This is a genomic window from Methanobrevibacter sp. TMH8 (assembly GCF_020148105.1).
Classification (GTDB): domain Archaea; phylum Methanobacteriota; class Methanobacteria; order Methanobacteriales; family Methanobacteriaceae; genus Methanobinarius.
The window spans coordinates 97,966-117,090 of sequence record NZ_JAHLZE010000022.1 but is presented as its reverse complement, the minus strand read 5'-3'; the positions used below and the strand labels follow the sequence as shown (position 1 = coordinate 117,090).

Sequence of the window (19,125 nt, the reverse complement as noted above, 5' to 3'; positions counted from 1 at the left end):
TAAAAACCAAAATAATTAATAAAAATTAATAAATAAAAACAGATTATAAAATTACAAATATAGGTATTGTTATGATAGGAATAAGTGCCGATTTTGATCCAGTACATTTAGGACATGTAAAGCTAATTGAGAAAGGAAGAGAAATAGCTGAAGAAACTGGAGACAAAGTAGCAATATATTTAAACAAGGGTTTTAGTGCAAATCATGCTCCATTTTTTACTTCTTTTGAGGCAAGGAAAGATATGGCTTTAGCAGCTGGAGCAGACAAAGTAGTTGGGATTGAAGGACTCCACCATAGACTCACATTAGCATATTCTGTTCCAATAAGAATAGCTATGATGATAGAAGATGGAGTAGTGGATTACATTGATGCAGCTAATGTATCTACACCAAAAATTGTCAAATATGCGGAAAAATTTGTAAAACAAGGCATATTTGTTGGAATTCCAAGAGATCTCCCCAATAGAAATGTTATAAGATGGTTTGCAGTAAATGAATTTTTAAAAGAAAAATATGGACGAAACATGAAATTTCATATCATACCAGAATTAGAATTTAATGGAAAAATTTCTGGAAGAGAAATTAGAAGGTCAATTATTGAAAATGATATGGAAATACCAGAGCAAACAAAAGAATTACTACCAAAATCAACCATAAAAATTCTTGAAAGAGAGATAAAGAAAGGTACAATTCCTGAAGAAAGAAACTGGAAATATATTAATAAAAGGATGAATACTTGTTCTCGTCCAAATCTCATGAAGTTAGCTTATTTAAATGGAAATGCAATAAATGAAATAGTAAAAGGTAGGGTTTACAGAGATGAAGAGTCTGTTTGGGCAACTTTTAGACGAGCAGGTTATGGGCCAGTTCTCACTAGATTAGCTATTAGTGCTATTGAAGAAAAAGTAAGCAGACAAGAAGTTGTAAATTTAATGAGGAGCTATGAAAAAAAAGGTGTAATACCACATGAACAAAGTGTGGATAAGGTAATCGAAAGATCTTATTATGTAGCTACACAGTGTGAAAAAGGAGAATTAGCTAGTATAGCTAACGAAGAATTCAGAAGTAATCCAAATATAACAATGGATGAAATTCCATTATCTTTTGATGCAGGACTATATCTTACAAAATTTGAAACAAAATTACTTAATAAAAAATTAGATAATAAAAAATCAGAACAAAATCAAAACATGTCAGAAGAATTAATTCCTCAGATATATGTTGATAAAGATGGGAAACTTTCCTGTGAAATTAAAGTAGATAAAAAGAAAATCAAAACTAATCTAAAGCTACCTGCTAAAGAAGTTACATATCTTAGATATATAATTGATTCACAATTTATTCCAGTATCTGCTAATATAATAAAAACAAAATCTGGTTTTAGAATAAGAATACTCATTAATGAATAAGGGATTAATTTAATAAAATAAGAGTATATAAAATAAAAAAATGTAGAATAGATTAATTGCTACTTATTTAATATCTTTAAATTTATTTTTAGTAGCTTCAGTAATAATGAGGTCATCTTGAAGACTTTCTTTATTAGAATTTTCTTTTAAAAATTCAAAAATTTCAGTCATTTCTTGAAATTTTCTTTCATGGGATTTAGTTAAACTATCTATACGAGATTTTGTTTGTTCTTCAAAATTTTCTCCCTCTGTATTAATCAAAGATTCAAATAACTCTTTAGTTAAACCCATATTTTCAGAAAGATTAAAAACTTCATAAAGTAAGGCTGTTACTCCTTTTGTATATATACTTCGAAGCATCTTTATATATGCACTATCTTCAACATTTTTACTGATAACATGAATATTAAGACCATAATCATTTAAAACTTCTAATTCATTAGCATTTTCTCCAGATACATAAATTAAAGATTCTGGAGATTTTATACTGCCCATAATAGCGCCTTTAATAAAAATAGAATCATCTTCTTCAACAGAAGAATAAGTTACATTATTACTATAATTATTTGTATAGCCACTATTATAATTAATAGTATTTTCAAAAATACTACTTATTTCTAAAGTTTTTTTAGGAGAAATATTATTTAAATCTAAAAAAACTCCATTTACCAACGAACCATATTTTTTAGCTACATCTAATGCTTCATAAGGAGTTGTTGCAGAAATTAAAATATCTGAAGATTCAGCTACTTCTTCAAAACTATCAACCATAGTAGCTAAAGAGTTTTCAGCTAATTTCTTAGTTTCTTGACTTCTACCTTCTGTAGAACTTATTACTTCAACATCATTATCATAAAGTCTTCTTGTTAGAAGCCTTCTTGTTAATATTGAAGCTACTTCTCCAAACCCAATAAATCCTACTTTCAATTTAACACCACTATCACAACAGCTATATCCTTATTATCATATTTTATTTGTTGTAATTTTTTATAAAATATTTTTAAAATATTTTTGAAATATTTTTAATGATTTTTTAAAGATTTTTAAAATTTTATCTTAATTTCATCAATTATTCTTTTTGTTTTTATAATATTAAATACTTTATATTATTAGATATCTAGTAGATTAATTATTAGATTAATTATTAGGTTAATCAATAATTAATTGAAATATTATTTTAATAGAAATATTAGTTAAAATTATAAAATTATAAAAGAATCTTATAATTTATAAAATAGTCTTATAATTTCAACAAAATATTTTCTCTTTCACCAATACCAATATCTTTAGATACTGCACTGCATTTTACACAAAGAAGAGAAAAAACATCTTTACCTTCAAGATTAGTTTCAGTTAAACCTTCATAATTGCCAAGTCCTTTAGCTATTACAAAATCTGAATTATCAAAAAGATTTTTAAATTCTTGAGATGCTTCATCATATATCAAACCTATAGAATCAGTTCCAATAGTTGTTAATTTAGCTATTTCATCTAAACCAACAGATTTAGCATCTTCCATGCATGCATCATTGAGAATTGGTTTTTCTTTGAGAGCTACTGTTACATTAAGACCAAGTTCAATTAATTTTTCAATAAGTAGCTTATCAAAAACGATTTCACCAGTATTATCAACTAAAAAGAGGACATCTTTATGATTAGAAATAGCTTCTTTAAATTGATCAATTTGATTGATAGCTAAATTTTTATCTAAATTTGACAAAATAAATTCCTGAGGATTAAAATCAAGACCTAAAGCTCCAAAATCTAGTATATTACCAACAATAGCTATTTTAATATAATTCTCTAGACTATTATCTTCTTCAAGAAGTTTTTCAATCATGGGAAGAAATTCTAAAGCTATTTTATTACCAATGACCTTTTCTTTTGAATAAGGATCAGAACAATTAGTTTTTTCTTTAATCATTCGATGAATAACAGAACCTAATTTATTAGAAGAAGCATTTTGAGTATAATTATCAGCTAAAAAGTCAAAAATATCCTCAATAAGGTTAATTTTTAATTCATTATCATCAGTAGCTAAATCCATAGCTTCTTTAGCTTGACGAATAAAACAAGGCCCACATTCATAGTAGACTTTCATATTTACCCTCCATTATCTACTATCCTCCATCATCCACCATATATTATTTGAATTATTTGAATTTCATCCCCATCTTGAATCTTTTCATCTTCTATAACAATATCTCCATTTTTTTTAGCTACAATTGTTTCAGAAGATAAATCCATTTCATTAAGTACATCTTTTATAGAAGTATTATCATTATCAAGAGATTTTATTTCATTTTTATTATTAAATATAAGTTTAAAATTCATTTTATCATCTAATTTATACACAATATATATTTAAATTCATTTTAAAATATATGCATTTGATTCATTTTAAAAAAATTTTATCTATTAATTTATTATCTATTAAAAAAATATACTTAAAAGTATACATAAAAATATCATAAATTCATTAAAAATAATTTATAAAATTACTTTTTTATCAAGCTCTTCTAAAAAGGTACATGCCCTACAGACTTTATTTGAAGAAGGTTCACCACAAATACTACATCTTTCAAATTCAAATTCGCTTTTATATTCTTTCTTTAAAGCTTTTTTAATTTTATCAAAACCACTTAATGTAGAATACATTATAGTAGGATGATCTTTAGAAAGATTTTTGATTATTTCACCAATTTCTCCTCTAAAAGATTCTTGAGAATATGGACAACCTGCAAAATGAACTTCAAGTTCCCTAGCTATTGCATATAAACCAATTTCTTTTTCTGGAATTTCACGAAGAGGTTTAATTTTTGGAGTAAAAAGTGGACTTTTTGAATCTGTTATAGGACCAATTTTAGTTAAATTATCTATATTTCCTTCGAGGTAATTCATAAGAATTGCTTGAGTTTCGTCATCAAGGTTATGTCCAGTAGCTATTTTACTAGCTCCAAATTCACGTGCAACTCTATTTATTATCCATCGACGAAATACTCCACAATATGTACAAGACCCTCTATGATTAGGACGATTCATAATTTCATCAAGAGTAATACCATAAGATTCTTCAAAGGAAACTACCTTATGCTCTATTCCTAATCTTTTTGCATGATTGATAGCTATAGCAACACCATCTTGACGATATCCTCCAATTCCCTCATCAACAGTTACTGCACATAAATCAATTATATTACGTTGACGAAAAGTATCAAGAATATCAAGAAGAGTTACACTATCTTTACCTCCAGACAGTGCAACAAGAACTTTATCTCCTTTTTCAAGAAGTTTTTCTTTTTTTATTGTTTTAATTGCTTTTTTTTGAATACTTTCAACAAAGCAATCTTGGCATAAAGCTTGACCAGACTGTTTACGCCTTATAACAATTTTAGGATTTCCACATTTTGTACAAATTTCCATAATTATTTCACTACACTATTATATCTCTAATATCATAAATATCTAATTACATATCTAATTCAAATCAAAAGGTCTTTTGAACAAATCAAAGTCTTGAATATATTCTTTACCAGTTATCATAGCTATTTCTGCTTTTTGAAGTTCAGCTCCTAAATATGCAGCATGTTCCATTCTTGTTATGATTCCTTGCCTTACTAATTCATCATATATTTCTTTTGTATATTTTCCTTCGATAGTCAAATCAGGAACTGTCTTTTTAAAGTGAGTCACAATAATTTTGCTATTTTCTGGATGGATAGCATGTTCGACTCTGATCTTAAAGCTACCTGCTGGATCAAGGACAAAACGATTAGCTTCTCTTGCTTGTTCTACTGGAACATCAAAATCAGAATCTTCAAGGCCATCAATATCTTGTCTTTTCTTTTTATCTTTAAAAACAAGGAGATTTATACCAAGATCCTTTGGAATAGAATTTCTATTTTTAGCTAAAAACATCATTTTACTAGCTATAGATAGTTCATAAACACTCCCAGTAGTTTTTCCACTTTCTTCAGGAGTAAAAAGAATACTAGCTCCGAGTTCCATAGCTATTCCTGCAAGCAAAGCATTAACCCCAACAGAATCAGAATCCATTAATTCATTCACATTCCCTACACCAAAAAACATTGGATTATTATGAATTTTATGATATTCTCTACATGCAATAATAGAATCAACAATACTACTACTATTAACAGGATCAAGAATTAAATCAGCTATGATTTCAACACCTTCAATTTTACACTCATCAGATAATTCAACCATTCTAGAAATTCTCTCTTCAACAGTATGTGGAACTTTGCCCTCAGTAAAATTAGTTGGTAAAGCTACAGCAGGAACATTATGTTCTTTAAGTAAAGATGAAACTTCTTTATAATTTCCCAGGTCTATACTTAATACCATATCTATTCCATGTTTAATAGCTACACTTATTTCTTTTGGATTAAGTGTATCAATACTAAGAGCTTTTTCACCAACAATTGGACGGAGAGTAGCTATCATATCTGGAATTGTATCCGATTTATCTTCACCAGCCACCATCCCAATATCAATCATATCTGCACCATTAGCTAAAAAGTATTCAGCTTTTTTAATTAATTCTTCTTTAGTTAAAATTGGTGCATTAGCTATTTCAGCTAATATTCGCATTGGAAAATCTTCTCCAACAGCTAATTTTCCAACCTTAATATTATTTGGCTTTTTAAGAAGTTCCTCCCTTATTTCCAAATCTGACTCGAAATCAGATATAAATTCAATAGCTTGTTTCCTTTTTTCTTCTTCAATTAATTTATCTGCAGGTTTATTAGTTGAAAGATCCAAATTCCCATCTAATCCATCAATCAAATCAAGAACCATTTTTAAATCAGCTGCATCAGTAGATCCCTTAAATGTTGGAATATTTAAAGCAAAAGCAATATCAGCAGTAGATTTCCTCATAAGTCCAGGAGTTATAATCATATCAATCTCACCGTTAGCTAATTCATTGCTATAATAATCCTCAATTTCATTAATTATCATTCTAGGAGTTAAAAAAGCAGCTATTTGAGTATCAGCTATATGTATCATTACATCATGATTTGAATCTTTAGCTGCTTTTTCAACTAATGGAAAAGCTAAATTTCCGGTTACAATAAGTATCTTCATAAAATCCTCTTCAATTTTTTGATTTCATTGACTAACTTTATTAAATTTATTAATTTAATTAATTTAATTAATTCTAGATTATTTTAATCTTAATATGAATATTTTATTGAATAATTTTATAATTGTATAATTTTTTATAATATAATATAATATAAGATTTTTATTAATTATATCTTTAATTATATTTTTCATAAATTATATAGCTACTATTATAAAATATATAAAATAAGCAATTATACTAAATATACTAAATATAATAAATATAATAAATAAATTAAATAAAATAAATAATTATAATCATTAATTAAATATAAACTTAAAAATATAATAATAAATAATCATGAAATATATTTGAAATAATATAAGAAATAATATAAAAAGAGATTATATAAGTTTTATATAATAAATACAATAATAAATCAATCTTTATAATAAATGATTACTATTTTTATAATAATTTTAAAAAATAAAAAGAATCATATATCATTCCTAATGTTATATATAAAAATACTATTTTTGTTCAATGTGAATGATGTATTACTAAAACTAATATTGATATGTTCAATTTTGTATAAATTATAAAAGTTTATATATCTTGTAATTTATAATGATTATACATGATGAATGGAGGAAATTTGAATGATTGAAATTCGTTTTCATGGTCGTGGAGGACAAGGTGCCGTTACCGCAGCAGAGATTTTAGCTAAAGCTGCATTCGAAGATGGGAAATATTCACAAGCATTTCCGTTTTTTGGAGTAGAAAGACGGGGAGCACCTGTTATGGCGTTCACAAGAATTGATGATAAACCAATACAAGTTAGATACCAAGTTCAAAATCCTGACTACGTAGTTGTACTTGATGATGGACTATTAGATGTTGTAAATGTCTTTTCTGGAGTAAAAGATACTAGTAAGATTATCATTAACACTAACAAAAAAGAAAAACTAGAAAGCAATAAAGACAAAGAAGTTTATGATATCGATGCAACTGGAATTGCTCTTGAAAATCTAGGAGTTCCTATTGTTAACACCATTATGTTAGGTTCATTTGCGAAAAAAAGTGGTGAAGTGACACTTGATTCCATTATTAAAGTCATAAATGAGACATTTCCTGGTAAATTAGGAGATAAAAATTCAAAAGCAGCTAAAATTGCTTATGAAACAATTTAGACAATTAATTTTATCAAATTTATCTAAAAATATATTTTAAAAAAATTACTTTAAAAAATTACTTTAAAAAAAATTTCTTTAAAATTACTAATTTAAAATTATTAATTAAATAATTAAAATATTAATTAAAAATACTAATTATAAAAAAATATTAATTATTAAAAATTTATTATAAAAATTACATTTAAATATTAAATATAATAAGGTGATGAGATGGATTCTATTGGAGGAGCAGTAACCAATCCCGGAAGTACTCGTAACAATAAAACCGGAAGTTGGAGAACATTTAAACCAACCCTTGATAAAGAAAAATGTATTGATTGTGATAACTGTATTATGTTCTGTCCTGAAGGATGTATCAATAAAGACCATGATATAGATTACGATTATTGTAAAGGCTGTGGCATATGTGAAGTAGAATGCCCAGTAAAAGCTATTAAAATGAAAAGAGAATAAAACTAATATAAAATAATAGAATTAATAAAAATTAAAATAATAATAGCTTAAAAATAATAGCTTAAAATAATTCATATAAAAGCTTAAATTCATATAATAGCTTAATTTCAAATAATATAGGAGAATTATTAATGACAAAAAAAGTTATGACAGCAAACAAGGCAGTGTCTGAAGCTGTTAAATTAGCTAAACCTGAAGTTATTCCTGTTTATCCTATTACTCCACAAACATCAATTTCTGAATATCTTGCACAATATGTTGCTGATGGAGATATTGATGCAGAATATATTAGAGTTGAATCTGAACATAGTGCCATTAGTGCAGCGCTTGGAGCAAGTGGAACAGGAGTAAGAGTTTTTACAGCTACATCCTCCCAAGGATTAATGCTTATGCATGAAATATTATATGCAGTTTCAGGAATGAGAATGCCTATAGTTATGGCTGATGCGAACAGATCAATATCAGCCCCATTAAGTATTTGGAACGATCAACAAGATTCAATAGTTCAACGAGATGCCGGTTGGATGCAAATTTATTGTGAAAATGGGCAAGAATCCCTAGACTCAATTCTTATGGCATATAAAACTTCTGAAAATAATAAAGTCTTATTGCCTTCCATGGTTTGTTTAGATGGATTTATATTGACCCATACAGTAGAACCAGTGGAAATTCCAGAACAAGAACAAGTAGACAGATTCCTTCCAAAATATAAACCAGAACATGCATTTTTAGATCCAACAAAACCAATGTCTCTTGGAACATTAACTGATCCTGATTATTACATGGAAGCTAGATATCAAGTTGAAGAAGCTATGGAAAATTCTTTAGAAGTTATAGATACAGTTAATAAAGAATTTGAAGAAGTTTTCGGAAGAAAATATGATTTCATTGAAGAATACAAATGTGATGATGCTGAAATCATAATCATGGCTATGGGATCAATTTGTAGTACAGTAAGAGTCTGTGTTGATGAAATGAGAGAACGAGGCGAAAAAGTCGGACTTCTTAAAGTAAGAGTATACAGACCATTCCCCGCAGAAAAGATTCAAAAAGCTGTGAGAAATGCAAAAGTAGCTGTACTTGATAAAAATATATTGTTTGGTGTTGGTGGAGCTTTATATAATGATGTTAAAGCTAAAATCGATGTTGAAGCATATGATTTTATTTTAGGACTGGGAGGAAGAGATATAACTCCAACTGAAATTGATGAAGTTGTAAATAAAACTAAAAATCCTGAAAAAGATATTAATTGGATTGGTTTGAAAAAATAAAGCTACAAATAAGAATTATAAATAATACAATTATAGATATGTGAATAATACAAAATTATGAACATAATTATACTAACATGATTATAATAAATAGGAGAGAATAAAAATGAAATTACCTGAAGAAGAACTTTTAGCACCAGGACACAGAGGATGTGCAGGGTGTGGAGCTACCATAGGAGTAAGGTTAGCTTTAAAAGCATTAGGTAGGAATACAGTAGCTATATCAGCTACTGGTTGTTTAGAAGTTATTACAACTCCTTTCCCTGAAACAGCTTGGGAAATACCATGGATACATGTAGCTTTTGAAAATGCTGGTGCAGTAGCATCTGGTGTTGAAAGAGCCCTTAGAGCTCAAGGAAAAACAGATACTAATGTAGTTGCTTTTGGTGGAGATGGAGGTACTGCAGATATTGGTATGCAAGCCTTGTCCGGAGCTATGGAAAGAGGACACAATTTAACTTACATTTGTTATGATAATGAAGCTTATATGAATACTGGAATTCAAAGAAGTGCTTCTACTCCTTACGGAGCATCTACCACAACTTCACCTCATGGAAAAGAAAGTTTTGGTGAAGATAAGCCTAAAAAAAATATGCCACTTATTATAGCTGCTCATGGAGTTCCATATGTAGCTACAGCATCTATTTCATATCCAGAAGACTTTATGAAAAAAGTTAAAAAAGCATCTGAAATTGATGGTCCTGCTTACATACATTTAAATCAACCATGTACAACTGGTTGGGGATATGATCCTTCAAAAACTATTGAACTTGGAAGATTAGCTGTTGAAACAGGTTCTTGGCCTTTATATGAAATTGAAAATGGTGAATTTGAATTAACATATAAACCACAAGATAGAAAACCTGTAAATGAATTTTTAAATGCACAAAAAAGATTTAAGCATCTTTCAGAAGAAGAGAAAACAAAAATTCAAGAATTTGTTGATAATCAATGTGCAGAATTAGGAATAAAATAAAAAACCACTGGAGGACTAAAGTTGGAAAAAATATTAGTTCAACCGGACTTGTGTGATGGTTGTTTAGACTGTGAAAGCGCTTGTTGCGGACTTTATGGAACTTCCAGAATAATCATTAGAGAAATCGATGGTACATATTATCCTATAGTTTGTCAACAATGTGAAGATGCACCTTGTAAAGCTATATGTCCTACTGAAGCAATTATTGGTAAAGGAATTGAAGAAGACAAATGTATAGCTTGTGGACTATGTATGATGGTTTGTCCATTCGGAGCAGTGAGTGTAGAAGATAGAAAAGCTCAAAAATGTAATCAATGCGAAGATAGAGATGAAGGACCAGCTTGTATTAAAGCATGTTCTAAACGAGCAATTTCTTTGTTGGATGTTGATAAAATCAAACTCCAAAAACAACAAGAGCACTTATCAAAACTTGCAGGAACTTCTAAAAAACCAAAACCTAAAGGGATATTGAATATATTAACTAGCAATACAAGAGCCAATAAATCTTACGAAGATGAAAGTTAATAAATTCTGAAAAGTAAAATTAATAAATTTTAGAAGATAATGTACTTTAGAAGATTAAAAAATAATAAATATTATAATTATTAATTATGAACTATGAGAAGGTTCTAAAATGAGTGAATTAGTTTCAAACCCAGAACTCTGTGTGGATTGTGCAAAATGCGAAAGAAATTGTCCAATGAATGCAATCAGAGTCAATGACGGAGTGCCTCTTTTCTGTATGCATTGTACACCAGAAAAAGCACCATGTCTTAATATTTGCCCAGAAGGAGCTATTGAAGAACTTGGTGGGGCAATTATTATCAATGGTGAAAAATGTATTGGATGCGGAATGTGTAGAGATGTTTGTCCTATTGGAGCTATTTCCATGGATGAAATCGGACAGGCAAAAAAATGTGATCTTTGTATAAACGAAGACGAACAACAATGTGTTGAATGTTGTCCAACAAATGCGCTTAGCAATGATTCTTCTGAAATGGTTTCCAAAAAACAAGATAAAATAGCTAACGAACTAAAAAGATTAAAAGGAGTTATGAAATAGTTTTTTGACTATTATAATATCTTCCAATTATTTTTTTACAATATTTTCCATAACATTAATGGTATTAGTAATATATAGTAGTAATATTTGTAGTATTATTAGTAGTATTAGTACCTAATTAGATTTTTTAATACATTTTATATCTTTTTTTAAACTTATAAATATAAAATAACTTATAAATATTTTATTTTTATAAATTATTTTTATACATTTTTATTATATGAATAATAATATTAAATAGAATATTAAATATGATATTAATAATGATATGAATAATTATAATCATATCAGCAAACATAATAATAACTTTAATATACTAATTTTAACAAATAAGAAACAATGAAATTTTTTAATAGCTAAAAAACTTAGTGAGGTAAAAAATGATAACAGAAAAACTTGTTGAAAATACTATTTATGAACTTTACAAAAAAGCTGTCATAACTCTACCTGAAGATGTTATAATGTCACTTGAAGAAGCTCTTAAAGTTGAAAGTGATGAGCTACCTCGCCTAAATATTGAAGCTATTTTGAAGAATATTGAACTTGCTGAAGAAAAATCAGTCCCAATGTGTCAAGATACTGGGTGTCCTATAATTTTTGTAAAACTTGGAAATGTTGAAGTTGAAGGTGGAAAATTATATGATGTATTATACAAAGGAATAATGAAAGGAGTCCAAAAAGCAACATCAAAAACACCACTTCGACCTAACATAGTAGATCCACTAACAAGAAAAAACACAGGAGACAATACAGGAGAGAATATCCCACAAATCGATATTGAATTAATAGATGAAGATTATATAGAATTTACAATACTTCCAAAAGGATTTGGCTCAGAAAATAACAACTTACTAAAAATGGCTTTACCTAGTGAAGGAATAGAAGGAATAAAAGAATTCGTTGTTGAATCTGTTTTAAAAGCTGGTGGAAAACCATGCCCTCCAATTGTAGTGGGAGTAGGAATCGGCGGTACCTCTGATCTTGTTTTAAAAACAGCGAAAAAAGCGCTTCTTGGAGATATTAGAGAAAAAAATCCAGACCCTCAACTTGCACAATTAGAAGAAGAACTTTTAAAAGAAATAAATGATACTGGAATTGGACCTATGGGACTAGGTGGAAAAACAACTGCTCTTAGTGTTAAAGTTGGAAAAATATCTACTCACACTGCAGGACTACCTATCGGAGTATGTATTCAATGTTGGGCTCACAGACATGCTACAGTGAGAATAAAATAAAATAATAATAAAATAACATGAATATTATCAAAATATAAATAATATTCGAAAAATAAGAAAAAATAGCTAAAAAATAAAAATAAATAACTAAAAAATAAATAATTAAAAAGTAGGATTAAAAATTAAAATCTTAATTAAAATCCTAATTAAAAAAATTAAGTTTTAGGTTTTTTGAAAGTCAACATGAAAATAGTCCTACTACCAATGTCAACAGCCCTATCAGCTATTCTTTCAAGGAATCTAGCTATGAATATTAAGTTAATAGTTTGAGTAATGTTTTCTTTGTCTTCAAACATGACATCAGTAACTTGTTCTAATATTGAACCAAAAAGATCATCTACTTTATCATCTTCTTTTCTAAGTTCTTTTGCCATATCTACATTTTGATCAAGAAATGCATAGATACCTTTACTTAACATCATTTGAACATAATCTGCCATATATTGTAAATCTTCCATTAATTTATCTGGAACTGAAGTATCTTTAATTAAAACTGATAATTCAGCCATATTAGCTGCTAAATAACCAATTCTTTTTACATGGCTGTTAATCCGAATAGTAGACTCAATAAACATCAAATCTCCAGCAACTGGTTGTTCTACAGCTATAAATTTAATACATCTTCTTTCTAAGTCAAATCCTGCTTCATCAATCTCTTTACTTTTAGCTATTACTTCTTCAGCTATATTTTCATCATAATCAGATAATAAAGTAATTGCTTTACGATGAGATTCAATAACCATTTGGCCAATTTTTTCTGCTTCGTCTTTCACATTGTTTATTCTATTTTTAAATGATATTCTTGGATATTCTTTATCCATTAAAACATCCCCTTATAATAATAATTTTTAATTTCAACTGGGATTTATTATGATTATATTTATTATGATTATATTTCATTATTAGATTATTTTAGTATAATAAAGATTCACTACAATAATTATTTTAGTAATAGATAATAATTTTAGTTCTAAAGGGTTTATCTAAAGAATTTATTACATAATAATTTTAGTCATATATAATTATATTAATTTATATTATTTCTAAAATAAATAATTATCACTTCAACTAACCAAATCTTCCAGTGATATAATCTTCAGTTCTACTATCTTTTGGATCTACAAATAACTTTTCAGTTAAGTTACTTTCAATAATTTCTCCATGCAAGAAAAATGAAGTGTATTTTGATACTCTTGTAGCTTGTTGCATGTTATGAGTTACAATAATAATTGTATAATCTTTTTTTAACTTGTGAATTAAATCTTCTACTTTTGTAGTAGAAATTGGATCAAGTGCAGAGCAAGGCTCGTCCATTAAAATAACTTCAGGATTGTTAGCTATTGTTCTAGCTATACACAATCTTTGTTGTTGCCCTCCAGATAATCCCATAGCAGAATTATCTAGTTTATCTTCTACTTCATCCCATAATGCAGCTGCTCTTAAACTTTCTTCTACTCTTGCAGAAAGAGTATCATTATCACTAATTCCATGAACTTTAAGTCCATAAGCAACATTTTCAAAAATAGACTTTGGAAATGGATTTGGTTTCTGAAAAACCATACCAACTTTTTTTCTAAGATCTACTACATCCATCTTTGGATCATAAATATCTTGTCCATCAAGATAAACATCCCCATTATGGGAAAATGTTGGAATTAAGTCATTCATTCTATTAATAGTCCTAATGAATGTGGATTTACCACAACCAGAAGGCCCAATAAGTGCTGTAACAGTATTATTAGGTATCTCTATATTAACATCTTTAAGAATATGAGCATCCCCAAAATACACATTTAAATTTTCTACTTCTATTCTGTTCATATTAACCCCTTATTAATTATATATCTATTAAAATTGCGTTAATTTAAAATTACGTTAATTCTATTGTATTAACTTCCATTATATTAACTTTTATTATATTATCTTCCCATCATCTTCCTTTGATATCTGTCTATTAAGTAATTAGTGATTATGGTAACAGCAAGTACAATTATAACAAGGACAGCTGCAGTTCCATATGCATTTGGAAGAGATATACCTTCAGTAGCTAAAATATACAAATGAAGTGGAAGTGGCCTTCCAGGATCAAATATTGAAATTGGTAAAGAAAGTGAAGCACCAACTGCAAACATAACTGCTGCTGCTTCAGAGATAGCTCTTGTCATTCCAAGAATTATTCCTGTAACAATTCCAGGAATAGCTGCTGGAAGCACAACTCTATAAACAGTTTGCCATTTTGTAGCACCTAATCCATAACTACCTTCACGATAAGAACTAGGTATCGAGGATATTGTAACTTCAGATACCTGAAATATTGTTGGAAGTGCCATTATAGCTAGAACTAGCCCTCCTGAAAGAATTGACCATCCCAAACCAATAGCTACTACAAAAAATGCCAAACCAAAAAGCCCATAAACAATAGATGGGATTGAAGCAAGTGTTTCTGCACCAAATCGTATAAGTCTTGTAATTTTACTTTCACCAGCATATTCAACAAGATAAACTGCAGCACCAACACCTAAAGGAGTAGCTACAAGACCTGCAATAAGAGTAACATAAAGACTAGATATAATCATTGGGAAAATTCCACCAGAAGCTCCAGAATCAATAGGGTTTGAAAATATAAATTCAAAATTCACTACTGGAAGTCCCATTACTAATATATAACCTATTATTAGTATAAGTATTAAAACTGTAACTATTCCAGAAATTATGAAAATTCCATTCATTATTTTTTGAGATGTCTTAGGAGATAGAAACTTTTGTGAATTTAAACTCATAAATAACCTCCTCCAACATCAACTTTATATTTACGTTGTATATAATTTGCAATTAACAATAGTATAATTATTATTAAGAAAAGGACAATAGCTGTTCCAAATAGTGCATTATAATGAAGACCAGTTGCATAACCCATTTCTAAAGCAATATTAGAAGTTAAAGGCCTTACTGGATCAAATATAGATCCTGGAATTTGTACAACATTACCTGCCACCATAATAACTGCTAATGTTTCACCTATTGCTCTTCCCATTCCTAAAATAATAGCCGTGATTATTCCAGGTAGAGCTGCAGGAAAGATAATATGCCTTATTGTTTGCCAGTTTGTTGCACCAAGACCAAATGAAGCTTCCCGGTATTCATGAGGAACTGCCCTTAATGAATCTTGAGAAATAGTTATAATAGTTGGTAAAACCATAACAGTCAAAATTAAAGCTGCAGTGAATAAACTGAATCCAGTACCTCCAAAATGAGTCCTTACAAATGGAACTAGGACAATTAAACCAAAAAATCCATAAACAACAGAAGGAATACCTGATAAAGTTTCAATAGCAGGTTTTAAAATTTTTCTTACACTATTAGGAGCTACTTCTGCCATAAATATAGCACACAGAAGAGACAACGGTACTGCCATGAGTAAAGATAATAGAGTCACATAAATAGACCCTATAATCATAGCAAATACACCATACTGCCCATCATTTGGAGACCAAATCATTCCAAATAAGAAATTAAAGAATCCATATTCTTGAAAAGCAGGAAGTCCTTGCATTAATATAAATACAACAATTAGAAGAATTACAATAATAGAAAAGATAGCTGTTATAAAAAGCCCTTTTTCTATTAAAAATTCAGATAGTCGATTATTTTCCATAATGAACCTCAATATATGAATATTTATAAATAAAAATATTTTTAAATCAATGATTTGTTAATGTTAATTAATTATAAATAAATTACTATTTATAATAACTTACTATTTAAAATAAATTACAATTAATTATATTTAAAATATTACAATTAGTTGTAATTAGAATTATTTGTAAATAATAATTTAATTATAATAAATATTTTTTCAACTATAAATAAATTTTCAACTATAAATAAATGATTTTAATTTTAATAACTATAATCATATTTTAGATAATTTTAAATTTGATAAATATTAACTTAGATAACTTAAGTTGGAACAATTTTTGCTTCTTTAATAATCTTTATACCTGCTGGAGATTTTACCCAATCTAGGAATAATTTTACATCACCTGTTGGTTTACCTTTAATTAAGAATAAAAAAGGTCTTTGAAGAGGATATTCTTCGTTAGCTATTGTTTCATCACTTACAGAGACATTATTTACAGATAATGCCTTTACATCATCACTCATATGAGCATAGGATATATATCCAATAGCGTTTGGATCAGATGCAACAGATTGTTTAACTGATTCAGTAGAACTTTGGACAATTGCATTATTTATTATTTTTGTATCATCCATGACCACAGATTCAAAGGCAGATCTTGTTCCAGAACCCTCTTCACGAGTAATGACATTAATTTTTCCAGATTTGCCTCCAACTTCTTTCCAATCTGTGATATCTCCATTGAATATATCTCTTATCTGTTCAGTTGAAAGTTCCGTGATATTATTTTTATTACTAACACTTATAACAATACCTTCTTTTCCAAGTTCTAATTCAGTAATGTTGTCTTTTTCATCATCCGAAAGTGATTTTGAACTCATTCCAATATCAGCAAGGCCATCATCTGTACTCCTTATACCCATTCCAGATCCTCCTCCTTGAACAAAAATTTTGATTTTAGAATGGTTTTCCATGAAATTATCAGCTAATTGTTCTGCAAGAGGCTGCATTGAAGTAGAGCCTACAACATCAATCCTTTCATAACTTTCATTAGGATTAATCATTATATAAGCTAAAATAATAGCTATTATGACTATGATTATTATCTTAATTTTTGAGTTCAAAACATCACCTTAATTTTACTTCAACTTGTAAGTATTTAAAAATTAAGGTTGAGTTATGATAGAAAAATATAAATTGATGAATATATAATGAAATAGGATAAAATTATGATAAATAATATAAATTTTTAATGAAGTTATATTTAATAAAGTTATATATTCTTCTAATTGTTATATATTTTCTACTTCATTCTTTTTTAATTATTATCCTATAATTATATCGTTTATTATCTGTATTTGTATTTATTCGTATTATCTTTGAATATTATATGTTTTTTAACTAATTTATAATTATAATTATTATAAAATTATAAATTATAAAATTAAATATTATAAAATTGTAAAAGTATGCAAATAATTTACAACTATTAATTCTTATAGCTAAAAAAATTCTATTAATTAACTACCTATTAATTAACTACTAATTAGTTAATTAGTTAATAATTATAAGTAGTTAATAATTATGGTAGTTAAATTATTAGAAAATTTATAATTATTTAGAAGAGTTAGTTGAATTATTAGTACTTTTTACAATTTTTTCTTCATTTAAAACTTTAGTTCCTTCTGCACTCATGACCCAGTCAATGAATTCTTTTACATCACCAGTAGGAGTTCCTTTAACCAAAAAGATAAATGGTCTTTGTAATTCATAACTCCCGTCAGCAATAGTTGCATCACTAGGAGCTACTCCTCCAACAGTTACTGCTTTTACATCATTACTCATAGAAGCATATGATACAAAACCTATAGCTGCAGGATCTTGTTTAACAGATTGTTTAACTGCTTCAGTAGAACTTTGAACAATTGCATCTGATTTTATTTTAGTGTCTTTACCCATAATCATAGTTTGGAATGCATCTAATGTTCCAGAACCTTCTTCACGAGTTACTAAATGAATTTCTTCATCTGGACCTCCAACATCTTTCCAGTTAGTAATTTTACCAGAATAAATATCTTTAAGTTGTTCTGTAGATAAATCAGATACAGTATTTTTAGTGTTAACAGCTATGACAATACCATCTTGACCAAGTACATATTCAGTAAGTCCTTGCTTTTCATCAGCTTTCAAATCTTTAGAACTTGTACCAATATCAGCAGTTCCATCTTGAGCACTTTTAATACCTACACTAGATCCTCCACCTTGAACATTAATCTTAACATTTCCATGAGCATTTTGGTAGTCTTCAGCGAGTTTTTCAGCGACCGGTTGAACAGAAGTAGATCCAACTACATTAATAGTAGAAGCACTCCCACCACTGGTTAATACTAAAGCAGCTATAGCAATTATAGCTACTATTACAACTATTATAATTATATTACTCTTTTTCATAATAAATTACCTCAAAGTTAGGTTATAATTCTGAGTATATAAAGATTACTATAAAGTGAACAAAAGTACATAAAATAGGAACAAAATAAATAAAAAAATATAGAAAATGAAAGTTGTATCACAAAAAGTGTAATAATTATCATAGTTAGTATATGTTCTTAAAATTAAAAATTAGATAGTGATGAATCTATTTATAGTTTAAACCATATGATTAAAAGCTAAAAACTATTAAAGTTTCTTTAAAGAATAAATTATCAATTGAAATATCGATTAAATAATTATTTAGAAATTTAAACAGCATATATCCTAAATTTACATTATTTGAATATTAAAATAAATGTAATAATA

Annotated in this window: 19 protein-coding genes; 8 read left to right on the top strand and 11 right to left on the bottom strand. The window is 27.9% G+C overall.

The annotated features are described in order from the left end of the window. The first annotated feature begins 71 nt into the window (after nt 1-71). A complete protein-coding gene (locus KQY27_RS04650; protein WP_224425414.1) occupies nt 72-1,409 on the top strand; it encodes a cytidyltransferase in 1,338 nt (445 codons plus the stop codon). 63 nt (nt 1,410-1,472) lie between these two features. Here KQY27_RS04650 and KQY27_RS04645 read toward each other — a convergent pair whose 3' ends face one another. From KQY27_RS04645 to KQY27_RS04625, 5 genes are all read right to left on the bottom strand, one after another. Then, nucleotides 1,473-2,336 (bottom strand): NAD(P)-binding domain-containing protein, encoded by an 864-nt coding sequence (locus KQY27_RS04645; RefSeq protein WP_224425413.1) that lies wholly within the window; start codon nt 2,334-2,336, stop codon nt 1,473-1,475. 313 nt (nt 2,337-2,649) lie between these two features. Beyond that, nucleotides 2,650-3,510 (bottom strand): ARMT1-like domain-containing protein, encoded by an 861-nt coding sequence (locus KQY27_RS04640; protein WP_224425412.1) that lies wholly within the window; start codon nt 3,508-3,510, stop codon nt 2,650-2,652. A 29-nt stretch (nt 3,511-3,539) separates the two neighbouring features. Further along, on the bottom strand, nt 3,540-3,743 hold the full coding sequence (locus tag KQY27_RS04635) for a MoaD/ThiS family protein (RefSeq protein ID WP_224425411.1): 204 nt from the start codon (nt 3,741-3,743) through the stop codon (nt 3,540-3,542). 156 nt (nt 3,744-3,899) lie between these two features. Further along, the gene (locus KQY27_RS04630; protein WP_224425410.1) at nt 3,900-4,832 is read right to left on the bottom strand and encodes a TIGR00269 family protein; all 933 of its coding nucleotides are present in this window, start codon (nt 4,830-4,832) and stop codon (nt 3,900-3,902) included. Nucleotides 4,833-4,886: 54 nt separating this feature from the next. Then, entirely contained in the window at nt 4,887-6,515 is a 1,629-nt protein-coding gene (locus KQY27_RS04625; protein WP_224425409.1) for a dihydropteroate synthase-like protein, read from the bottom strand. 639 nt (nt 6,516-7,154) lie between these two features. Here KQY27_RS04625 and porC point away from each other — a divergent pair. The 7 genes from porC (at nt 7,155) to KQY27_RS04590 (ending at nt 12,686) form a co-directional block, all read left to right on the top strand. Then, nucleotides 7,155-7,685 carry a pyruvate synthase subunit PorC gene (gene porC, locus KQY27_RS04620; RefSeq protein WP_224425408.1) on the top strand — a complete coding sequence of 177 codons (531 nt, stop codon included), beginning with the start codon at nt 7,155-7,157 and terminating at the stop codon, nt 7,683-7,685. 213 nt (nt 7,686-7,898) lie between these two features. Then, nucleotides 7,899-8,141, top strand: coding sequence for a pyruvate synthase subunit PorD (gene porD, locus KQY27_RS04615; RefSeq protein WP_224425407.1), 243 nt, complete (start codon nt 7,899-7,901; stop codon nt 8,139-8,141). 131 nt (nt 8,142-8,272) lie between these two features. Continuing rightward, entirely contained in the window at nt 8,273-9,412 is a 1,140-nt protein-coding gene (gene porA, locus KQY27_RS04610; RefSeq protein ID WP_224425406.1) for a pyruvate synthase subunit PorA, read from the top strand. Nucleotides 9,413-9,518: 106 nt separating this feature from the next. Beyond that, nucleotides 9,519-10,388 (top strand): pyruvate synthase subunit PorB, encoded by an 870-nt coding sequence (gene porB / locus KQY27_RS04605; protein WP_224425405.1) that lies wholly within the window; start codon nt 9,519-9,521, stop codon nt 10,386-10,388. A gap of 21 nt (nt 10,389-10,409) precedes the next feature. After that, complete coding sequence (locus KQY27_RS04600; protein ID WP_224425404.1) at nt 10,410-10,913, top strand: 4Fe-4S dicluster domain-containing protein; 504 nt, start codon at nt 10,410-10,412, stop codon at nt 10,911-10,913. Nucleotides 10,914-11,022: 109 nt separating this feature from the next. Beyond that, nucleotides 11,023-11,451, top strand: coding sequence for a 4Fe-4S dicluster domain-containing protein (locus KQY27_RS04595; protein ID WP_224425403.1), 429 nt, complete (start codon nt 11,023-11,025; stop codon nt 11,449-11,451). Between the two features lie 380 nt (nt 11,452-11,831). Further along, nucleotides 11,832-12,686: a fumarate hydratase gene (locus KQY27_RS04590; RefSeq protein WP_224425402.1), complete on the top strand. Its 855-nt coding sequence runs from the start codon at nt 11,832-11,834 to the stop codon at nt 12,684-12,686. A gap of 155 nt (nt 12,687-12,841) precedes the next feature. Here KQY27_RS04590 and phoU read toward each other — a convergent pair whose 3' ends face one another. From phoU to KQY27_RS04560, 6 genes are all read right to left on the bottom strand, one after another. After that, complete coding sequence (gene phoU, locus KQY27_RS04585; RefSeq protein WP_224425401.1) at nt 12,842-13,507, bottom strand: phosphate signaling complex protein PhoU; 666 nt, start codon at nt 13,505-13,507, stop codon at nt 12,842-12,844. A 247-nt stretch (nt 13,508-13,754) separates the two neighbouring features. Next, nucleotides 13,755-14,507 (bottom strand): phosphate ABC transporter ATP-binding protein PstB, encoded by a 753-nt coding sequence (gene pstB / locus KQY27_RS04580; protein ID WP_224425400.1) that lies wholly within the window; start codon nt 14,505-14,507, stop codon nt 13,755-13,757. A gap of 98 nt (nt 14,508-14,605) precedes the next feature. Continuing rightward, nucleotides 14,606-15,466: a phosphate ABC transporter permease PstA gene (pstA, locus tag KQY27_RS04575; RefSeq protein ID WP_224425399.1), complete on the bottom strand. Its 861-nt coding sequence runs from the start codon at nt 15,464-15,466 to the stop codon at nt 14,606-14,608. Next, nucleotides 15,463-16,341 carry a phosphate ABC transporter permease subunit PstC gene (pstC, locus tag KQY27_RS04570; RefSeq protein ID WP_224425398.1) on the bottom strand — a complete coding sequence of 293 codons (879 nt, stop codon included), beginning with the start codon at nt 16,339-16,341 and terminating at the stop codon, nt 15,463-15,465. Before pstC ends, pstA begins: the two co-directional genes overlap by 4 nt. A gap of 305 nt (nt 16,342-16,646) precedes the next feature. Next, on the bottom strand, nt 16,647-17,390 hold the full coding sequence (locus KQY27_RS04565; protein WP_224425439.1) for a phosphate ABC transporter substrate-binding protein: 744 nt from the start codon (nt 17,388-17,390) through the stop codon (nt 16,647-16,649). Nucleotides 17,391-17,940: 550 nt separating this feature from the next. Then, entirely contained in the window at nt 17,941-18,777 is an 837-nt protein-coding gene (locus KQY27_RS04560) for a phosphate ABC transporter substrate-binding protein (protein WP_224425397.1), read from the bottom strand. Nucleotides 18,778-19,125 lie beyond the last annotated feature (348 nt).